General features: G+C 71.8%; 16 protein-coding genes, 1 tRNA gene and 2 pseudogenes. 9 read left to right on the top strand and 10 right to left on the bottom strand.

The window, feature by feature from the left end:
- Positions 1-27: 27 nt before the first annotated feature.
- Positions 28-462 (top strand): cellulose binding domain-containing protein, encoded by a 435-nt coding sequence (locus J2S55_RS25830; RefSeq protein ID WP_306865862.1) that lies wholly within the window; start codon positions 28-30, stop codon positions 460-462.
- Positions 463-607: 145 nt separating this feature from the next.
- On the opposite strand, the gene J2S55_RS25825 is transcribed toward J2S55_RS25830, so the two are convergent.
- The 3 genes from J2S55_RS25825 to J2S55_RS25815 all read right to left on the bottom strand — a co-directional run bounded on the left by J2S55_RS25825 (position 608) and on the right by J2S55_RS25815 (position 2,144).
- A complete protein-coding gene (locus tag J2S55_RS25825; protein ID WP_306875571.1) occupies positions 608-853 on the bottom strand; it encodes a type B 50S ribosomal protein L31 in 246 nt (81 codons plus the stop codon).
- Between the two features lie 2 nt (positions 854-855).
- Entirely contained in the window at positions 856-1,020 is a 165-nt protein-coding gene (rpmG, locus tag J2S55_RS25820) for a 50S ribosomal protein L33 (RefSeq protein WP_306865860.1), read from the bottom strand.
- Between the two features lie 566 nt (positions 1,021-1,586).
- On the bottom strand, positions 1,587-2,144 hold the full coding sequence (locus J2S55_RS25815; RefSeq protein WP_306865859.1) for a hypothetical protein: 558 nt from the start codon (positions 2,142-2,144) through the stop codon (positions 1,587-1,589).
- 228 nt (positions 2,145-2,372) lie between these two features.
- Between J2S55_RS25815 and J2S55_RS25810 the strand changes: the two genes are divergently transcribed.
- A tRNA-Met gene (locus J2S55_RS25810) sits at positions 2,373-2,445 on the top strand.
- Positions 2,446-2,561: 116 nt separating this feature from the next.
- Here the strand turns inward: J2S55_RS25810 and J2S55_RS25805 are convergent.
- On the bottom strand, positions 2,562-5,126 hold the full coding sequence (locus J2S55_RS25805) for a glycosyl hydrolase family 18 protein (protein WP_306865857.1): 2,565 nt from the start codon (positions 5,124-5,126) through the stop codon (positions 2,562-2,564).
- A 198-nt stretch (positions 5,127-5,324) separates the two neighbouring features.
- Here J2S55_RS25805 and J2S55_RS25800 point away from each other — a divergent pair, with 198 nt between their 5' ends.
- From J2S55_RS25800 to J2S55_RS25785, 4 genes are all read left to right on the top strand, one after another.
- Positions 5,325-5,849, top strand: a complete 525-nt coding sequence (locus J2S55_RS25800; protein WP_306865855.1) for a toxin-antitoxin system HicB family antitoxin — start codon at positions 5,325-5,327, stop codon at positions 5,847-5,849.
- A 58-nt stretch (positions 5,850-5,907) separates the two neighbouring features.
- Positions 5,908-6,753: a DUF4097 family beta strand repeat-containing protein gene (locus tag J2S55_RS25795; protein WP_306865853.1), complete on the top strand. Its 846-nt coding sequence runs from the start codon at positions 5,908-5,910 to the stop codon at positions 6,751-6,753.
- 37 nt (positions 6,754-6,790) lie between these two features.
- Positions 6,791-7,003, top strand: a complete 213-nt coding sequence (locus J2S55_RS25790; protein ID WP_306865851.1) for a hypothetical protein — start codon at positions 6,791-6,793, stop codon at positions 7,001-7,003.
- Between the two features lie 207 nt (positions 7,004-7,210).
- Positions 7,211-9,568: a Tex family protein gene (locus J2S55_RS25785; RefSeq protein WP_306865849.1), complete on the top strand. Its 2,358-nt coding sequence runs from the start codon at positions 7,211-7,213 to the stop codon at positions 9,566-9,568.
- Between the two features lie 390 nt (positions 9,569-9,958).
- Here J2S55_RS25785 and J2S55_RS25780 read toward each other — a convergent pair whose 3' ends face one another.
- Both J2S55_RS25780 and J2S55_RS25775 read right to left on the bottom strand, forming a co-directional pair.
- Positions 9,959-10,147, bottom strand: a complete 189-nt coding sequence (locus tag J2S55_RS25780; protein ID WP_306865847.1) for a hypothetical protein — start codon at positions 10,145-10,147, stop codon at positions 9,959-9,961.
- A 286-nt stretch (positions 10,148-10,433) separates the two neighbouring features.
- Complete coding sequence (locus J2S55_RS25775; RefSeq protein WP_306865845.1) at positions 10,434-10,958, bottom strand: GNAT family N-acetyltransferase; 525 nt, start codon at positions 10,956-10,958, stop codon at positions 10,434-10,436.
- Positions 10,959-11,064: 106 nt separating this feature from the next.
- Between J2S55_RS25775 and J2S55_RS25770 the strand changes: the two genes are divergently transcribed.
- Positions 11,065-11,565, top strand: a complete 501-nt coding sequence (locus J2S55_RS25770) for a DUF3592 domain-containing protein (RefSeq protein WP_306865843.1) — start codon at positions 11,065-11,067, stop codon at positions 11,563-11,565.
- 257 nt (positions 11,566-11,822) lie between these two features.
- Here the strand turns inward: J2S55_RS25770 and J2S55_RS25765 are convergent, their stop codons facing one another.
- The 4 genes and pseudogenes from J2S55_RS25765 to J2S55_RS48365 form a co-directional block, all read right to left on the bottom strand.
- Positions 11,823-13,265 carry a WGR domain-containing protein gene (locus J2S55_RS25765; RefSeq protein ID WP_306865842.1) on the bottom strand — a complete coding sequence of 481 codons (1,443 nt, stop codon included), beginning with the start codon at positions 13,263-13,265 and terminating at the stop codon, positions 11,823-11,825.
- Between the two features lie 142 nt (positions 13,266-13,407).
- The gene (locus J2S55_RS25760; RefSeq protein ID WP_306865840.1) at positions 13,408-14,598 is read right to left on the bottom strand and encodes an AI-2E family transporter; all 1,191 of its coding nucleotides are present in this window, start codon (positions 14,596-14,598) and stop codon (positions 13,408-13,410) included.
- A 168-nt stretch (positions 14,599-14,766) separates the two neighbouring features.
- Positions 14,767-14,934 (bottom strand): annotated as a pseudogene (locus tag J2S55_RS48370) (YnfA family protein); the annotation flags it as partial.
- 91 nt (positions 14,935-15,025) lie between these two features.
- A pseudogene (locus J2S55_RS48365) lies at positions 15,026-15,532 on the bottom strand (DUF998 domain-containing protein); the annotation flags it as partial.
- Between the two features lie 312 nt (positions 15,533-15,844).
- On the opposite strand from J2S55_RS48365, the gene J2S55_RS25750 reads away from it, so the two are divergent.
- Positions 15,845-16,207, top strand: a complete 363-nt coding sequence (locus J2S55_RS25750) for a MerR family transcriptional regulator (protein WP_306865836.1) — start codon at positions 15,845-15,847, stop codon at positions 16,205-16,207.
- Positions 16,204-17,184 (top strand): aldo/keto reductase, encoded by a 981-nt coding sequence (locus J2S55_RS25745; RefSeq protein ID WP_306865834.1) that lies wholly within the window; start codon positions 16,204-16,206, stop codon positions 17,182-17,184. Before J2S55_RS25750 ends, J2S55_RS25745 begins: the two co-directional genes overlap by 4 nt.
- Positions 17,185-17,301 lie beyond the last annotated feature (117 nt).

Below are 17,301 nucleotides of genomic sequence, written 5' to 3'. Positions count from 1 at the left end.
GCCGCCGGCCTCTCTGAAAGGAACCCCGTGACGTCCGGGAACAGGATCGCGTCACTGCTGGGACCGGCGTCGACGGGGGCCGTGGCGGCCCTGGTCGCGGCCGCCTGCGTCGGCGGGACGCCGACGGCCCGGCACACCGCCGCCCATCCGGCGGCTACCGCTGCCGGCTGCTCGGCCACGGTCACCCTCGTCGAGTCATGGCCGGGCGGCTACCGGGGCGCGGCGACGATCAGCAACTCCGGCGGCCGGCCGATGAAGGACTGGTACATCCAGTGGGTCATGCCCCGGGGCGCGACGCTCACCCAGGCGTGGAACGGCACTCACATGCAGAGCGGCCCCGTCGCGATGATCCACGCGCCGGCCGGGAAGCCCGCGCTGCCGCCGGGGGCCACGGTCTCCGGCATCGGCTTCGTGGGCGCCGCCGCCTCGCCCCCGGCCTTCACCGAGATCACCTGCGGCTGAGGGCGTCGGCGGGCCCCCCGCCGACCGCCCCACCCGCCGTGCCGGCGTGTGGGCAGGACGCCGGGAGCCTGCCGTCTCGCGGGACGGCGGGCTCCCGGTGTCGGATGGGGCCGCGCCGGCGGGCGCGGGCCGGCGGGCGCACGTGTCAGCGCTTCCCGTACCGCTGGTTGAAGCGCTCCACCCGGCCGGCGGTGTCGAGCACCCGGCCGCGTCCGGTGTAGAAGGGGTGGCTGGCGGAGGAGACGTCGACGTCGACCAGCGGGTAGACGTTGCCGTCCTCCCATTCGACGGTCTTGTCGCTGGTCATGGTCGAGCGGGTGAGGAAGGCGGTGCCCGCGCTCGGGTCGCGGAAGACGACCGGGCGGTAGTCGGGGTGGATGCCCTGCTTCATGGTCATCGGTCCTCTCGGAACGTCACGTGCTTGCGGATGATCGGGTCGTACTTGGCGAGCGTGAGGCGGTCGGGGTCGTTCCGCCGGTTCTTGCGGGTCACGTAGGTGTAGCCGGTGCCCGCGGACGACCGCAGTCTGGTCACGGGGCGCAGCTCGTTCCTGGCCAAGCTCGGCTCCTCTCTGTTCGACACGCTGTGCAGCGATGCCGATAACCGTTTTCATCACCGCGGTATTCCCCCGGGCGAACACCGCCGGATTCCGCGGCGAACACCGCCGTGGCCGCCCTCCCGGGGACCCGGCTCCTCACGGCTCCGGGAGGGCGGCCACGGTGCTCGGGGAGCCCGCGGGCCGGCCTCGCCCGCCCGCGTCGGCCGGGATAACGCCCGCGTCGGCCCGGATGAATGGTTCGAAGCACCGGACGGCGGCCTGGCAGGGACCTTTCTTGGCTGTATTGACCGGTTATCGAATGGAGCGATTCCCGCTGACTGGGAAACTCCTGCGGTTACGGCCGATGGAACCGTCCGAAACGGAATCCCTGTGGCACTGGAACAGCGGTCCCGACATAATGCGCTGAATCAGCGACGGCTGTCCGGATCCGCCGGCCCAGGTCGCCGGGCGCCGCGAGGCACACGCGGCCGACTCCTACGACAGCGTTCTCCTGGGATCGAGACACTGGAGGAGAGGCGGCTCATCGGACACGGCCGGCGGGTGGGCACGGCCCGGCGGGCACCGCTCAGCAGACGGGCGGGACCCCGCCCACCCGGTGCAGGGCGTCGAGATAGCCCCCGCCGGCGTCGACCCTGGTGGTGTCGGCAAGCCTGTGCCGGACGCACGTGCTCTCCCACACGGCCTTGGAGCTGATCTCCTGGAGGCGGAGCCGTCCCTTGCGGGTGATCCCCCTCGCGTGGCCGACGTACATGACGTCCGGATCGACCCTCTCGATGTGGAGGCCGAGCAGCGGGAAGCCGGCGCCGAGCGTCTCGATCAGGCCCGCGGTCGAGTCGAGGTCGACCCCGGGCAGGGGGCGGGCCCGCTCGCCGGCCGATCGCAGGGCCCGGTGCGTGAAGTCCGAGCCCGCCCAGCCCGCCCCGGAGGCGGACTCGACGTCGCGCAGCCGTACGGCCGCGTAGCCGTCGAGCCGGAGCTCGCAGGAGATCTCCTGGAGGAGCACCCACGTGCGCCCGACGCCGATGACATAGCCGCTCAGCCGGTCGGCTCCCTTGATGGCGCGGCGCACCCTGACGGGGCGTCCCGCCCCCAGCGCCCTCCGCAGATCCTTCCTGATGCCCATGAAGAAGGATTGTCCCGGTCCATGACCGCTTTTCTCACCTGAATTTCGCGCGCCGAAAACACGTTGCGCCGCCGGAGGCGGACCGGCCATTCTCAACTCATCGGACCATGTTCGGAGAACGCACATGAACGAGCGGATGAGCATGCGGGAAAAAACTCGCACGTGACGATTGGCGACGTCACGCGCGGGCCGCCCGGGAAATCTCCCGGAGCGGCCGTCCGCATTCTCGGCGGGTGAGGGCGCTGGTGTGCCCGGCGGTTTCATAAGCCGCAATGGGCGGGTTCGATCCCCGCACCCGCCACCCCGGCCGCTCGGCTCCCTGTCCGGCCCCGTGCCCGGTCACGGCGGTGGCCGGGCCACCGGCGCGGCATCGGATGCCGCGGGCGACCCGGCCACCGGGGACCACACTCCGGTGGACTACCTCAGGCCGGCGTCGACGGCGCTGGTCAGGGAGCCGGGGTCACCGGACATCTCCCAGATCATCACGCCGAGCAGGCCCTTGCTCCGCAGCCACGCGGTCTTCTTGCCGATCGACCACGCGTCGTCGAAGGTCCACCACTGGCCTCCGTTGCCGGTGTAGCAGTAGGTCGCGACCGCCTGCTCGTCATGCTTGACGGTGCATCCCGGCACACTGGCCATCAGGTTGGCGTATCCGCGGGTGCCCGCCTCGTCGGTGAACTGGCCGGGCGCCGCGCCGGTGGCCGACTGCCACTCGCCGGACTTGCCGCCGTCGGCGACGCCCTGCCAGCCGCGCCCGTAGTAGGCGAGGCCAACGGTGATCTTGCGCGGGTTCACCCCGGCCTGCAGATAGACGTCGACCGCGTTCTCGACGCTGAAGTGGAAGGAGTACGGGTCGTCGGTGTCGGCGTACAGGTTGCCCTGGTGCCCGGTCCGGTTCGGCTCCCAGGAGTTGTCGCTGCCCGAGCCGTGGAAGTCGTAGCCCTGGACGTTGAAGATGTCCAGGGACTTGGCGACCTCCGGCAGGTCCCAGCCGGCGGCGATCTTCGCCGGGTCGGCCGGGGTGAACGCGGTGAGCTGGTAGCGCTTGCCGGTCTCCTGGGTCAGCGCGTCGAGCTGCCTGCGGAACTCGGCGATCAGCAGCGTGTTGTTCGCCTTGTCGTTGGCGCCGATGTGGTTGCCGGCGTGTCCCTCGGCACCGGGCCACTCCCAGTCGAGGTCGATGCCGTCGAAGATCCCGGCGGCGCTGCCCGGACCGCCCGCGGCGTTGTAGACCGGCAGGTTGCCCTTGATGTACATGTCGATGCAGGAGCTCACGAACTTCTTCCGGGAGGCGTCGGTGGCCGCCACGTCGGAGAAATACTTCGAGTAGGTCCAGCCGCCGAGCGAGATCAGCACCTTCAGGTTCGGATACTTCGCCTTGAGCTTGCGGAGCTGGTTGTAGTTGCCGCGCAGCTTCTCCCAGCCGGTGTCGGCGACGCCGTCCACCGACTGCCCCGCGCTCATCGGCCTGCCGTAGTCGGCGTCCGCGTCGCCCGCCCCGTCACCCTGGTTCGGGTCCTGGGGGTTGGCCGTGGTGCCCTTGGTGACACCGTGCAGGCAGGTCAGGTTCACCGGGTCGATGTTGCCGAAGGCGTAGTTGAGGTGGGTCAGCTTCGCCGCGACACCGGTCGTGTCGAGGTTGCGCACGAAGTACTGGCGGCCGTAGATGCCCCACTGCACGAAGTAGCCGACCCGGGCGTAGCCGCTGCCGACGATGTCGTCGGTGCTCACCTTCAACGCGTTGCTCGCGGCCGAGAGGTTGTCGTACAGGTCGCGGGCCTTGACGGTGAAGGTGTATTCGGTGGACGGCGACAGCCCGCTCACCGTGGCGGAGGTGTCGGTGACCGCCGCCACCAGGTTCGCGCCGGCGTAGACCTCGTAGCCGGCGATGCCCTTGTTGTCGGTCGAGGCCCCCCACGCGAGGGAGACGCTGGAGGAGGTCTTTCCGGTGCTGCGCAGGTTGGCGGGCGCGGTGGGCGGCTGGGTGTCGTCGCCGGCGTTGTTGGTCGTCACCTTCAGCGCCGCGCTGGCCGGGGAGAGGGTCCCTTTCCTGTCCTTGGTCTTGACGGTGAAGGTGTATTCGGTGTTCGGGGTCAGGCCGGTGAGGGTCGCGGCCGTCCCGGTGACCGTCGTGGCCAGGGTGGCGCCGTTGTAGACCTGGTAGCCGACGATCGGGAGGCTCCCCGGGGTCGCCGCGTCCCACGCCAGCGACACGGTCTTGGTGGTCTTGACCGGCGAGCGCAGGTTCCCCGGCGCGGCCGGCGCCGTGTCGGCCGAACCGTCACATCTGACGTCGTTGACCCGGCAGTTCTCCGGCTCGGCGGAGGCGCTGAGCCGGAAGGAGGGGCTGTAGGGCTCGGTGGACCCGCGCGCGGCCACCGTCGTGTTGTAGTGGGCCGGGCTCAGCGTGACCTGGCGCCCGCTCTGGCTCAGCGAGGCGTTCTCCGCGCCGCTCGCGGTGACCCCGGCCGGCAGGTCGAACGTGATCGACCAGCCGTTGAGCGCGGTGTCGGTGTTGTTGCTGACCACGAACTTGCCCTGCGTCCCGCTGCCCGAGTAGGCGGCGGTGAGGGGCGCGTCCGGCGGCGGCGGGTCGCCGCTGCCGTCGCAGTTGGCGTTGTTGATCGTGCAGCTCGTCGGCTGGACCCCCGAGCTGAGGGTGAACGTGGGACTGTACGGCTCGGTGTTCCCGTTCGCCCGCACGGTGTTGATGTAGAAGGCCGGGGTCAGCTTGACCCGCGTCCCGCTCTGGGTGGTGGTGGCGTTCTGGGCACCGCTGACGGTGACCCCGGCCGGCAGGTCGAACGTGATCGACCATCCGGTCACCGGCGTGGTGCCGGGATTGCTCACCACGAACTTGCCCTGATTGCCGGTCAGGGTGAAGGCGGCCGTCAGTCGGGTGGCGGCGTTGGCGGGAGCGCTGATGGCGGCGAGGGCGGTCGCCAGGACGAGAGCCAGCAGCACAGCGGCGGTTCGGCGCATGCGGGAACTCTTTCTTAAAGGAAAGTTTCCTAACAATTACGCGGATCGTAAACCTGCCCTCCCGTGTCGGCAAGGCCCAAAACGGCGCACTTCCCGCTCCCGCACGGCCGGCACGGGCGACCTCCGCGACACCACCCGAAGAGGGAAATGACGTCACACGGGTTGCCATGACGTCAAAATGACGTCATAGTGATGCGTATGGACGTCACGCCCTTCGTCGAGAACCTCCGCCGCGCACTGGCCGCGTCGGCGGCGGTCGCCGACCCCGAGACCCGGGCCGCCGTGGAGAACCTCACGACGGCACTCGACTCCGCCGTCAGGCTCACGCTCATCGACGCGCTCTCCGCCGCGGCCGACGAGGTCACCCGAGAGCTCGCGCCAGGCTCCGTCGAGGTGCGGATCCGCAACCGCGAGCCCGAGTTCGTGGTGACGCCGCCCCCGGCGGCCGATGTCTTCACCTCGCCGTTCCCGCCCATGCCGCCCGGCCCGCCATCCCCGCCCGCTCCCCCGGAGCCGCCCCTGCCGCCCGGTGAGGCGGGCACCGCACGCGTCACGCTGCGGCTGCCCGAGTCGCTCAAGGGCCGGATCGAGGAGGCCGCGGGGCAGGAGGGCGTCTCCGTCAACGCCTGGCTCGTCAGGGCCGTGTCGGCCGCCCTGTCCGAGACCCCCCGCACGCCCCGCCCGCCCTCCACCGGAAAGCGCATCAGCGGCTGGGTCCACTGACCTGGCCACCCCTCACACCCTCACAGAACCTCACGCACCCCGCAAGGGAGATCTCGCCATGCCCGCATTCCAGACCCCCGCCCCCATCACGCTCCGGGTGGACTTCGCCTCGGGCGACCTGGACATCACGGCCGCGCCCCGCACCGACACCGTGGTCGAAGTACGGCCGGCCAACCCGTCCAGGTCCATCGACGTGGAGTACGCCGAGGAGACCCGTGTCGAACACGCCGGCGGCACGGTCTCCGTCGAGGCTCCCCGGCGGTTCCTGTCGCTGGGCCGTACCCCCAGGCTGAAGATCGTCGTCGGTCTGCCGGAGGGCTCACGGGTCGACTTCACCACCGCCTCGGCCGACGCCCGGATGACCGGGCCCCTGGGCGAGGTCTCGGCCGACACCGCCTCCGGTGACGTGCGGATCGACCACTGCGCCGGTCTTGCCGTCAAGACGGCGAGCGGTGACGTCATCTGTGACGTCACCGCGGGCGGCGCGCAGGTGAGGACCGCGTCCGGAGACGTCGGCCTGCGGGAGGTGCGCGACGGGGCATCGGTCACCACCTCCTCCGGCAAGGCCGACCTCGGCGTGGTCGGCGGCGCCGCCACCGTCAAGACGGCCTCCGGAGCCGTCCGGATCCGGCAGGCCGGTGACTCCCTCCAGGTGAAGAGCGCCTCGGCCGACGTCACCGTCGACTCGGTCGCCCACGGGGGCGTCTGGGTCAACACCGCGTCGGGCGACGTCGTGATCGGCATCCCCACCGGGACCAGCGCGTGGCTCGACGTCTCCTCGATCTCCGGCAGGGTCGGCTCCTCCCTCGAACAGTCCGACCAGCCCACCGACGACGGGGCGAAGGCCGAGATCCACGTCAAGACCGTGTCCGGCGACATCGCCATCACCCGCGCCCGCCCGTGAGAAATCCACTGTCCGTGAGACGCCCGTAAGGAGATCCATGATGAACGACATGCAGGTCTGCACCCTCATCCACACGCGGCACGCCGAGATGCTCGCCGAGGCGGAGGCCCTGCGCCGCGTGCCGAAGCACCCCGGCCCCTCGCGCCGATGGGCCGCCCAGGTCCTCCACGGGCTCGCCGACCGGATCAGCCCGGCACCGGCCCGCGGATACGACCACCGCCCCGCCCCCCACAGGCCGACCGCCGCCTGAGCGTCCCCCGCACCCGGCCGTCACCTGGCCCCCTCCCGAGAACTCGCGGCCCGCACCCGGCCGCCGTCGTCCTGTTCCGGTCTGCCTCCATCGTCCGTAACGCCTGACCTGTATCTCCGGACAGCCCGATGTCGGGGCGACGCGGTAGCTTGGTGGCTGCTCACCACGGCCGCCCATCACAGCTGCCACCACGAGGGAAGAGAGATCGTGACGACGTCTATTCATCAGCGGATCGCCGAAGAGCTGGGTGTGCGCGAACGGCAGGTGCAGGCGGCCGTGGAACTGCTCGACGGCGGGGCCACCGTGCCGTTCATCGCCCGCTACCGCAAGGAAGCCACCGAGATGCTCGACGACGCGCAGCTGCGCACGCTCGAGGAGCGGCTCCGCTACCTGCGTGAGCTGGAGGAGCGGCGCGCCGCGATCCTGGAGTCGATCCGCGGCCAGGGCAAGCTCGACGACGCCCTCGCCGCGCAGATCGCGGCGGCCGACTCCAAGGCCCGGCTGGAGGACATCTACCTCCCCTACAAGCCCAAGCGGCGGACCAAGGCGCAGATCGCCAGGGAGGCCGGGCTCGGACCGCTCGCCGAGGGCCTGCTCGCCGACCCGTCGGTCGACCCGCAGGCCGCCGCGGCGGCGTTCGTCGGCGAGGGGGTGGCCGACGCGGCCGCCGCGCTCGACGGGGCCCGGGCGATCCTGGTCGAGCGGTTCGGCGAGGACGCCGACCTGGTCGGGGAGCTGCGCGAGCGGATGTGGGGCAAGGGGCGCCTGGTCGCTGCGGTCCGCGAGGGCAAGGAGGAGGAGGGGGCCAAGTTCTCCGACTACTTCGACTTCGCCGAGCCGTTCACCAAGCTGCCCTCCCACCGGATCCTGGCGATGTTCCGGGGGGAGAAGGAGGAGATCCTCACCCTCACCCTGGAGCCGGAGGAGGAGCCCACCGGCACCTACGAGGGGCGCATCGCCCACCGCTTCGGCATCTCCGACCAGGGGCGCCCGGCCGACAAGTGGCTGGCCGACACCGTCCGCTGGGCCTGGCGCACCCGCATCCTCGTCCACCTCGGCATCGACCTGCGGATGCGCATGTGGCAGGCCGCCGAGGACGAGGCGGTGCGCGTGTTCGCCGCCAACCTTCGCGACCTGCTGCTCGCCGCCCCCGCGGGGACCCGCGCGACCATGGGGCTCGACCCGGGTCTGCGCACCGGGGTGAAGGTCGCGGTAGTGGACGCCACCGGGAAGGTGCTGGCCACCGACACGATCTACCCCCACGAGCCGCGCCGCCAGTGGGACCAGTCGCTGGCCACGCTGGCCACGCTGGCCAAGAGACACGGCGTGGAGCTGGTCTCGATCGGCAACGGCACCGCGTCGAGAGAGACCGACAAGCTGGCGGGCGAGCTGGTGAAGCTGGTCCCCGGGCTCACCAAGATCGTGGTGTCGGAGGCCGGCGCCTCGGTCTACTCCGCCTCCGCCTTCGCCTCCCAGGAGCTGCCCGGCATGGACGTGTCCCTGCGCGGCGCGGTGTCGATCGCGCGCCGGCTCCAGGACCCGCTGGCCGAGCTCGTCAAGATCGACCCCAAGTCGATCGGCGTCGGCCAATACCAGCACGACCTCGCCGAGACCAAGCTCTCGCGCTCGCTCGACGCGGTGGTCGAGGACTGCGTGAACGCCGTCGGCGTCGACGTCAACACCGCCTCGGCGCCGCTGCTGACCCGGGTCTCGGGCATCGGCTCCGGCCTCGCCGAGAACATCGTCCAGCACCGCGACGCCAACGGCCCGTTCCGCTCCCGCAAGGCGCTGAAGGACGTGGCCAGGCTCGGTCCCAAGGCATTCGAGCAGTGCGCGGGCTTCCTGCGCATCCCCGGCGGCGACGACCCGCTCGACGCCTCCAGCGTGCACCCCGAGGCCTACCCCGTGGTCCGCCGGATCCTGTCGGCCACCGGCGGCGGCATCAAGGAGCTGATCGGCAACGGCACGGCGCTGCGGGCCCTGCGGCCGCAGGATTTCGTCGACGACACCTTCGGTCTGCCGACCGTCACCGACATCCTGTCGGAGCTGGAGAAGCCCGGCCGCGACCCCCGCCCGGCCTTCAAGACCGCGACCTTCAAGGAGGGCGTGGAGAAGATCTCCGATCTCAAGGCCGGCATGCTGCTGGAGGGCGTGGTCACCAACGTCGCCGCCTTCGGCGCGTTCGTCGACGTCGGCGTGCACCAGGACGGCCTGGTCCACGTCTCGGCCCTGTCGCACAACTTCGTCAAGGACCCCCGCGAGGTGGTCAAGCCCGGTGACATCGTCCGGGTGAAGGTGCTCGACGTCGACATCCCCCGCAAGCGCATCTCGCTCACCCTGCGGCTGGAGGACGAGCCCGCCAAGGGCTCCGGCCGGCGCGACCAGCAGGGCGGCGAGCGGCGTGACAACGGCCGGCGGGGCGGCCAGCAGCAGGGACGCGGTGGCCAGCAGCAGGGACGGGGCGGCCAGCGGCAGGACCGCGGCCAGCAGCGCGGCGCGCCCAGTGGCGCGATGGCCGACGCGCTGCGCCGCGCCGGACTCGACGGCTCCGGCGGCAACCGCTAGTGCGGTGACCGCACGCCTTCACCGCGTCCGGTCTCCCCAGGGCGCCGGTACGGCGGGCGGTGACGCCGAGCGGGTCAGTGACGCCGGGCGGGTCGGCACCGGCAGGCGCCGGTGCGGCGGGCGGGGCGGTCTCGGCGGACGGTGACGCCGGGCGGGTCGGCACCGGCAGGCGCCGGTGCGGCGGGCGGGGCGGTAGACGTTCCCGGTCGCCGGAGCGGCGATACCGGCCACGAGGGGGCGGCAGCAGGGCTCGATCAACGGCGGAGACCTCCGATGTGGTGGAGGGTCTGGGTTCCACACCACATCGGAGGTCTCCGTGTCCCGCCGCCACGCCCGCCCGACGGTTCACCGCAGACCACTGCCGGCCGGGCGGGTCAGAGCGGCAAGGGGTCAGCGGCGGCGGAGCAGGGGCATGGCGGCCAGGACGAGGCCGACGGCCAGTGTGGCCAGGCCGATCCAGAACCACTCCTTGGCTCCGCTCATGAAGCTGCCGCCCACGTATCCGAGGCCCTGGAGCGTCCAGGTGCCGCCCATGAGGATGAGCAGGGCGCCGAGCCCGATCGGGAGCCAGATTCTCATCGCGCACCCGCCCGACGGGAGCGGAGATCGTCGGACGGGGCGGTCCCGGCCACGTGCTGGACCGCCTGGCAGTTGACGTGTGGCACCGAGCCTCCTGAAGCTGTCGTCCGTTGCCGGTCAGGCGCTGGCGAGGCACAGCCTCAGCCGGTCCTGCCGGTGCCGGCCGATCCGGTCGGCCGGTCCGTGATATTCGTCGATGCTGGCAGGACCGGCATTACCCGCACAACCGGCACTATCCATAGATACAGCCAGCGATCCCATGGATACGGACTTCCGGCCCCGCCGGTCAGGAGAAGTCGGCGGCGAGCAGCCCGAACAGCGCCTCGTCGACGAAGGACCCGGCCACCCAGGCATGATCTCGGAGCGTGCCCTCGCGCCGGAAGCCGACCTTCTCCGCCGAGGCGATCATGGCGGTGTTGGTGGCGAGCGTCTCCAGCCCCAGCCGGTGCAGGCCACGGATCCGGAAAGCGTAGTCGCACAGCACCCGCAGCACGTCGGGGGCGTACCCCCGCCCTCGGGCCTCGGGCAGCAGCGTGATCCCCAGGTGGCCGTTGCGGTTGAGGGTGTCGATCCCCCAGACCAGGCAGGAGCCGAGCAGGTCGCCCTCGGAGAGCGACTCGACGGCGAAGCCGACATTGGCGGGATCGGGCTCCCGCCGCTCGTATCGGGCGATGGCCCGGTCGACCGGCTCGGGGACCCACGGCCCCGCCGTGGAGCTGACCGCCGTGTCCACGTCGTCGTGCAACCGGTGCAGCGCGACCAGATCGTCTTTCGTCACGGCCCTGAGCAGAACCCTGTCTCCACGGAGCATAAGTGGAACCCTAACGCCGGACGGCGTGCAACCGGTCGTCAAGCGGTCCGCAGGCACCCTCCGTTACCCATGGCGAGCACCGCACACGAGACGATCGGGAAGCTCGATGAACCGCACCACGACGAAACTGCTCTGGGTGGCGCCGCTGCCGCTCGCCATCGCCGGCATGCTGGCGGCCACGAGCGGTGTCGGCCTCTGGGGGGTGGGGGTCTTCGTCGTCTGCCTGGGCGGTTTCGTCGCCATGGGATTTCTCGTCTCGGACGCCTCGGGCGACTCCCATCTCCTGCGGACCGGCGTGCCCGCCAGCGCGCTGATCACCGCCATGGACACCACCGGCTGGCAGGTCAACGGCCGGCACGTGGTGGTCTTCGGCCTGCGCGTCACCCCGGCGTCGGGCGTGCCGTACGAGGTGCCGGAGCACCGGCAGCAGGTCCCGCCGATCCTGCTGGGCGGGGTGCTGCCGGGGATGACCGTGCGGGTCCGCACGGATCCGGCCGACCCGCAGAGGCTGTGCGTCGACTGGTCGGTGCTGCCGGTCCACGACGGGACAGGGCACGACGGGACAGGACACGACGGGACAGGACACGCCACGGCGGGACACGCCTGAACAGGCAGAGGCTGTGCGTTGACTGGTCGGTGCCGCCGGTCCACGGCAGGGCAGGACATGCCACGGCAGGGCACGCCTGAACCGCTCGCGGCTCTCGGGGCGGCAGGCGATGAGCCGCCGGCGGCGGCGTGCAGGTCTCCTCCGGCGGCCGGCAGGGCAGCAAGCTCGGCCCGGACCGCGCCGACCCGGCCGCCTTCGCCGGCGCCGTACGGCAGGTCATCGACGCCGGCGGGGCGGCGCGGGACCGCGGCCAGGGATCAGAGCAGACGCCTGATGTCGCCGTAGGCCCGGTAGAAGCCGCCGCGCTCCGAGAAGCGCACACCCTCGACGAGATAGCGGGCCCCCGCCTCACGCACCCCCTTGGGGAACTGGACGTTGCGCCGCGTGTCGTAGCCCTCGCTGATCACTCGCACCCGGAGCCGCTCACCCTCCTGGACGCACTCCACGACCACACCGCGGTCGGCGCCGGAGACGGCCTCCAGCGTCACGCTCTCCAGCGCCGCGGTCGGTTCCACCACGGCCAGACCGGCCGCCGCCTTGACGTCCAGCGGCTCGGGGACGGTGCCGTCCTGGGCCGCCCTGATCGCCTCCTCCGTGGCGTCGATGCAGGCCAGGGTGCCGTCGGTGGTCACGATGTAGAGGCGGTCGTCGAGGTATTGCATGGAGAAGGCCGAGCCGCAGCCGGTGGCCAGCTTCCACAGGCGCTCGCCGTTCCGGTCGAAGCAGTAGACCGAGGAGTGGTTGTCCCCGGCGAAGACGTAACGGCCGTCGGGCGCGGTGGCGCAGGAGAAGACGGTGGCGTCGCAGCGGTAGACCCCCTGGCTCGCGCCGTCGGACTTGCGGAGCCGGTGCACGGTGCCGCGGGCCGTACCGGCGTAAACCGAGTCAGTCTCCTGCCAGCCGAACAGCACCGCGCCGTTGAGCGACGTCTCCCAGACCGGCGCGCCGTCGGCGGCGTCGTAGCGGGCCACGCCGGTGGAGTGCCCGTGGTAGACGGCCTCGTCGTCGCAGCGGACCATCCAGGCCGAGTCGCCCCGTCCCTTCCGGGCCCACTGGAACTCGTCCTCGTGGTCGATGGTGGTGATCCGGCCGGCCCGGTCGGAGACGCCCAGCACGCCGTCGTGGATGTCCAGCCAGTAGATGTCGACGTCTTCGGCGATCTCGTAGGCGAGCCGGGGCACCTTCCCGCTGAGGTCGTAGACCTTGCCGTCGTCGGCGCCCGCGTAGATCCAGAAGTCGTCGGCGACGATGCACTTCACACCGTCGGGCAGCCGGAAGCGGCCGGTGACGGTGCCGGTGTGGGTGACGGTGTAGACGTCGCCGTTCTGGTTGCCGACCCAGCAGCGCTCGGAGTCGACGAAGATCCCGAACGCCGCCGCGCCGCTGGCGAAGCGCCACAGTACCGGTGCCTGGGTGGCGGTGGAACGGACGCTCACCGTGCTGCGCCGGGTGACCGCCCGGCGCTGGCGGACCCCGCGCACCGCGGGCGCGTATCCCCTGCGGACCTTCTCGCCGATCTTCTTCGCCGCCGCCGCCTCGGCCTTCTCCGGGGTGGTGAAGGCCGACACCTTGGACTGCCCCGGCTCACCGATCCGGCCGTAACTGATCGTCACCTGGAGCCCGTCGAGCACGACCTCGTAGAACTTGTGCGAGCTGCCGCCGTCCTCGGACAGCTCCAGGTACGTGCTCCGTGCCGTCATGCCACACCTCTCCGTTGTCGACTTTCCGCGGAGCGTACGGCAGCCGGGCGACAAAACGGGGGAACAGCGACAGAACGGGGAGTGAGACCTGAAGCGCCGCCCAGCAGGAGGGGATACCGCGCCCTCACGGGCCCGCGGACATTCAGCTCCCGGGCGGCGGGCCCGCCGGGGACGGACCCTCAGGTGACGGGTCCTCAGGTGACGGGTCCCCGGACACCGGTCCCCCGGCCGGCGGGCCCACGGCCTCGTGTCCTGGATATCCCGGATGTCCCGGTCGGCGCCGGGCCTCGTCCTCCTGGCGGTGATGGATCAGCGCGACGGCGACCGAGGTCACCGGGGCGGCCAGGAAGGCGCCGACGATCCCGGCGAGGACGCTGCCCAGCGCGATGACGATCAGGATGACCGCGCTGGGCAGCTCCAGCGCCCGGCCGTAGATCTGCGGCGCGAGCACGTGTCCCTCCAACTGCTGGACCAGCACGGTGACCGCGACCACGATCAGCGCCACCAGCCAGCCCTTGGCCACGAAGGCCACGACCGCCGCCAGCAGACCCGCCGTGAACGCGCCCACGACCGGCAGGAACGCCCCGGCGAACGTCAGCACGGCCAGCGGCAGGGCGATCGGCACACGCAGGATCCACAGCGCGACCCCGATGAAGAACCCGTCGACCAGGCCGACGATCGCCACCCCCCGGATGTAACGGCTGACGACGTCGAAGATCACCGTGCCGCTCTCACGCAGGGTCGGCCTGACCCCGCTGGGGGCCAGGCCGGTGATCCACGCGAAGAGCCGGTCGCCGCTGTGCACGAAGTAGATCGACAGGATCATGGCCAGCACCAGGCCGACCAGGATCTCCCCCACGGTGCGCGCGCCCGCCAGGGCACCGTGGGCGATCTCTCCGCCCTGCCGGCTCAGATACTGCCTGACCTGCTCGGACAGTCGGGAGATCGTCTTTTCGTCCAGGCCGAGGGTCGACGCCAGCGACTGCAGGTCGCCGCCCGCCTTGCCGAAGCTCCGCTGCAGCTCGGCCACGCCGGCGACGGTGGGCGGCACGAGCAGCGCGACGAGCGCCGCCAGGATGAGGAACCCGCCGAGGCAGACGGCGGTGGTGGCGAGCCCCCGGCCCATCCCGCGCCTCCTGAGCCACCGGTAGGGCGGGAGCAGGAGGGTGGTGATGGCCAGCCCGAGGATGATGGGGATGACCACCGCCTGGACCACGTAGAGGACCCACAGGATCACGGCGACCAGGGCGATGACCCCGAGCGCCCGCCACGCCGTGTCGCCCGCCCGCCACAGCCTCCCGCCGTCCCCGGCGGGGCCGATGCGCTCCCCCATGCTGGCCCCCTTCCCCACGGGGATCACCAGCAACCCTGCTGAGCTGGGCGGACGCGGGCCCGGCGGAGCCCTCAGCCGTGTGGCGCGGGTCCGATGACGGCCCCTCCCACCGGCGTCCCGGCGGTCAGGCCGGGACCCGTCCACGGCCGTCCCCCAGATCAGGGAACCGGCGGTGGACACCTCGCCGCGGGCGGCGGGGGTCCGGCCGGAGCCGGGATCGGACCGGAGCGCGGCGGCAGACCCGCACACGCCCGGCGCGCTCACCCCGCCGGCGGCCCAGCGCGGTACGCGCCCCTCGCGCGTCCCCGGCCGGGCCGGCCACGCGCCGCCGGTCACGGTGGAGGCGGGGAGGGCGGGCGGCGGCCAGGACCGGGCGACGGCCCCGGCCGCGGCCGTACCCGGCCGCCGCCACCATGCCGAGCAGGGCCAGCACCGCCACCTCCAGGACCACCACCATCCGCTGGGTGACCCCCGCGGGGATGTCGTCGTTGGTCAGGTCGATGCCGGCCATCCGCACGACGTACGGCAGGACCACCAGGACCAGCACGCCCAGGCAGGCCAGGCTCAGTAGCCGCACCGGCCGCGCATGGCGGCTCGCGGCGTGCCGCCGGGCCAGTATCAGGCCCGCCACCGGCATCGTCAGGAAGGCCACGAACGCCGCGTACCGGTGGATGCCACCCGACATCGACAGCGGCACCCCGGGCTCGTCGGTGGGGAAGGCGCCGATCAGCAGCATGCACAGACCCCAGATACCGACCAGCAGCGCGGCCCCGCGGTCCTCGCCGCGCCGGAACAGCGCGGTGCCGAAGGCCGCCGCGCCCGCGGCGAAGAACGTGAGCGAGACGGGCAGCAGCCAGCCGTCCGGCTCGAACGCGTACTCGCTGATCACCGTGTGCACCGGATCGAGGCCGGTGGCCACGTGCAGCCCGAACATCGCCACGGCCCCGGCGCCGATCGCCGCGTAGCCGCCCAGGATCATCCTGGATCCAGATAAAGCCTGACTCCCCATGGCTCAACCATGGCGACGGGCCGTTGTCCGGAGTACCAGAAATGATCCCCAGTCGCCCCTGAGCGATCCCGGAGGGACCCCGGGGCGAGGTGGTGCCCGCATCAGGGGGGACGGCTCCGGAACAACCGCCGTGAGCTGGGGAAACAGTGCGGAAGGTAGTGCCTGCCCCCTCAGGGTCGTGACTCCGGGGGGACCCCGCTTGACTTCGAGCGCGCTCTAAGGAGGAAGGTGGTCTCCATGGGGATCACCATCCAGGAGGCCTCGCGCAAGTCGGGGCTGAGCGCGCACACGCTGCGCTATTACGAACGCATCGGGCTCATCCACCAGGTGGACCGGGACCCGAGCGGGCACCGCGCCTACACCGCGCCCGACCTGGACTGGCTCGAATTCCTCACCAAACTGCGCGCGACCGGCATGCCGATCGCGGACATGTGCCGCTACGCCGAGCTGCGCAGGCAGGGTCCGGAGACCTTCGCCGAGCGGCGGCGGATGCTGGAGATCCACCGTGACCGCGTCAGGACGCAGATCGCGCAGCTCACCGAGGACCTCGGCGTCCTCGACTACAAGATCGACTTTTACAACGCGCTGGAGGGCCAATGAACAGGCGCCGTCTCGGTCAGGGAGGTCCGGAGGTCTCGGCCATCGGACTCGGCTGCATGGGAATGTCGGAGTTCTACGGCACGGCCGACGAGGCCGAGTCCATCGAGGTCATCCACCGTGCCCTCGACCTGGGGGTGAATTTCCTCGACACCGCCGACATGTACGGCAGGGGCCACAACGAGGAGCTGGTCGGCCGGGCGGTCAGGGACCGCAGGGACGAGGTGGTGCTGGCCACCAAGTTCGGCATCGTCCGGGGTGAGGACCCGGCCCGCCGCGGCATCGACGGCAGCCCCGCCTATGTGAAGAAGGCCGCCGACGCCTCGCTCCAGCGGCTGGGCGTGGACCACATCGACCTCTACTACCTGCACCGGCGTGACCCGAACGTGCCCATCGAGGAGACGGTCGGCGCGATGGCCGAGCTGGTCGCCGAGGGCAAGGTCGGCCGGATCGGCCTGTCGGAGGTGAGCGCCGAGACGCTGCGCAAGGCGCACGCCACCCACCCGATCGCCGCCCTGCAGAGTGAATACTCGCTGTTCACCAGGGGCCTGGAGGAGGAGATCCTGCCGACCGCCCGGGAGCTGGGCATCGCGCTGGTGGCCTATTCGCCGATCAGCCGGGGGCTGCTCGGCGGCGCGCTGGCCCCGGCCGAGGAACTGCCCGACGACGACTTCCGCAAGAACCTGCCCCGCTTCACCGGGGCGAACGGGGCGCGTAACGAGGAGCTCGTCGGCGAGGTCCGCAGGATCGCCGACGAGGTGGGCTGCACTCCGGCCCAGCTCTCCCTGGCCTGGCTGTTGACCCGGGGCGAGGACGTCATCCCGATCCCGGGGACCAAGCGGCTGCGCTACCTGGAGGAGAACGCGGCGGCGGCCGACGTCACGCTGACCCCCGGTCAGCTCGCCGAGCTCGACGCCGCCGTGCCGGCGGGGGCCGCCCTCGGCGACCGCTACCCGGACATGTCCTCCGTCGAGCGCTGACCCGCGCGGGGGCCGAGCCCCGGGCGGGACCGGCTCCCGCGCCGGGGTGCCGCCGGGCCGGGGCTCGGCCGTCCCCAGGGCCGACCGGGGAGCAGCCGCCCCCAGGGCCGACCGGGG

Source organism: Streptosporangium brasiliense (assembly GCF_030811595.1).
GTDB classification, from domain to species: domain Bacteria; phylum Actinomycetota; class Actinomycetes; order Streptosporangiales; family Streptosporangiaceae; genus Streptosporangium; species Streptosporangium brasiliense.
The sequence above is the reverse complement of the archived record's forward strand: the minus strand, read 5'-3'. Positions and strand labels throughout refer to the sequence as shown.

Coding starts and splice junctions, on each gene's coding strand:
- J2S55_RS25825 (WP_306875571.1), bottom strand. CDS start 853: ATGAAGCAGGGCATCCACCCCGACTACCGCCCGGTCGTCTTCCGCGAC.
- J2S55_RS25815 (WP_306865859.1), bottom strand. CDS start 2,144: ATGGGCATCAGGAAGGATCTGCGGAGGGCGCTGGGGGCGGGACGCCCC.
- J2S55_RS25805 (WP_306865857.1), bottom strand. CDS start 5,126: ATGCGCCGAACCGCCGCTGTGCTGCTGGCTCTCGTCCTGGCGACCGCC.
- J2S55_RS25800 (WP_306865855.1), top strand. CDS start 5,325: ATGGACGTCACGCCCTTCGTCGAGAACCTCCGCCGCGCACTGGCCGCG.
- J2S55_RS25795 (WP_306865853.1), top strand. CDS start 5,908: ATGCCCGCATTCCAGACCCCCGCCCCCATCACGCTCCGGGTGGACTTC.
- J2S55_RS25790 (WP_306865851.1), top strand. CDS start 6,791: ATGATGAACGACATGCAGGTCTGCACCCTCATCCACACGCGGCACGCC.
- J2S55_RS25780 (WP_306865847.1), bottom strand. CDS start 10,147: ATGAGAATCTGGCTCCCGATCGGGCTCGGCGCCCTGCTCATCCTCATG.
- J2S55_RS25775 (WP_306865845.1), bottom strand. CDS start 10,958: ATGCTCCGTGGAGACAGGGTTCTGCTCAGGGCCGTGACGAAAGACGAT.
- J2S55_RS25770 (WP_306865843.1), top strand. CDS start 11,065: ATGAACCGCACCACGACGAAACTGCTCTGGGTGGCGCCGCTGCCGCTC.
- J2S55_RS25765 (WP_306865842.1), bottom strand. CDS start 13,265: ATGACGGCACGGAGCACGTACCTGGAGCTGTCCGAGGACGGCGGCAGC.
- J2S55_RS25760 (WP_306865840.1), bottom strand. CDS start 14,598: ATGGGGGAGCGCATCGGCCCCGCCGGGGACGGCGGGAGGCTGTGGCGG.
- J2S55_RS25750 (WP_306865836.1), top strand. CDS start 15,845: ATGGGGATCACCATCCAGGAGGCCTCGCGCAAGTCGGGGCTGAGCGCG.
- J2S55_RS25745 (WP_306865834.1), top strand. CDS start 16,204: ATGAACAGGCGCCGTCTCGGTCAGGGAGGTCCGGAGGTCTCGGCCATC.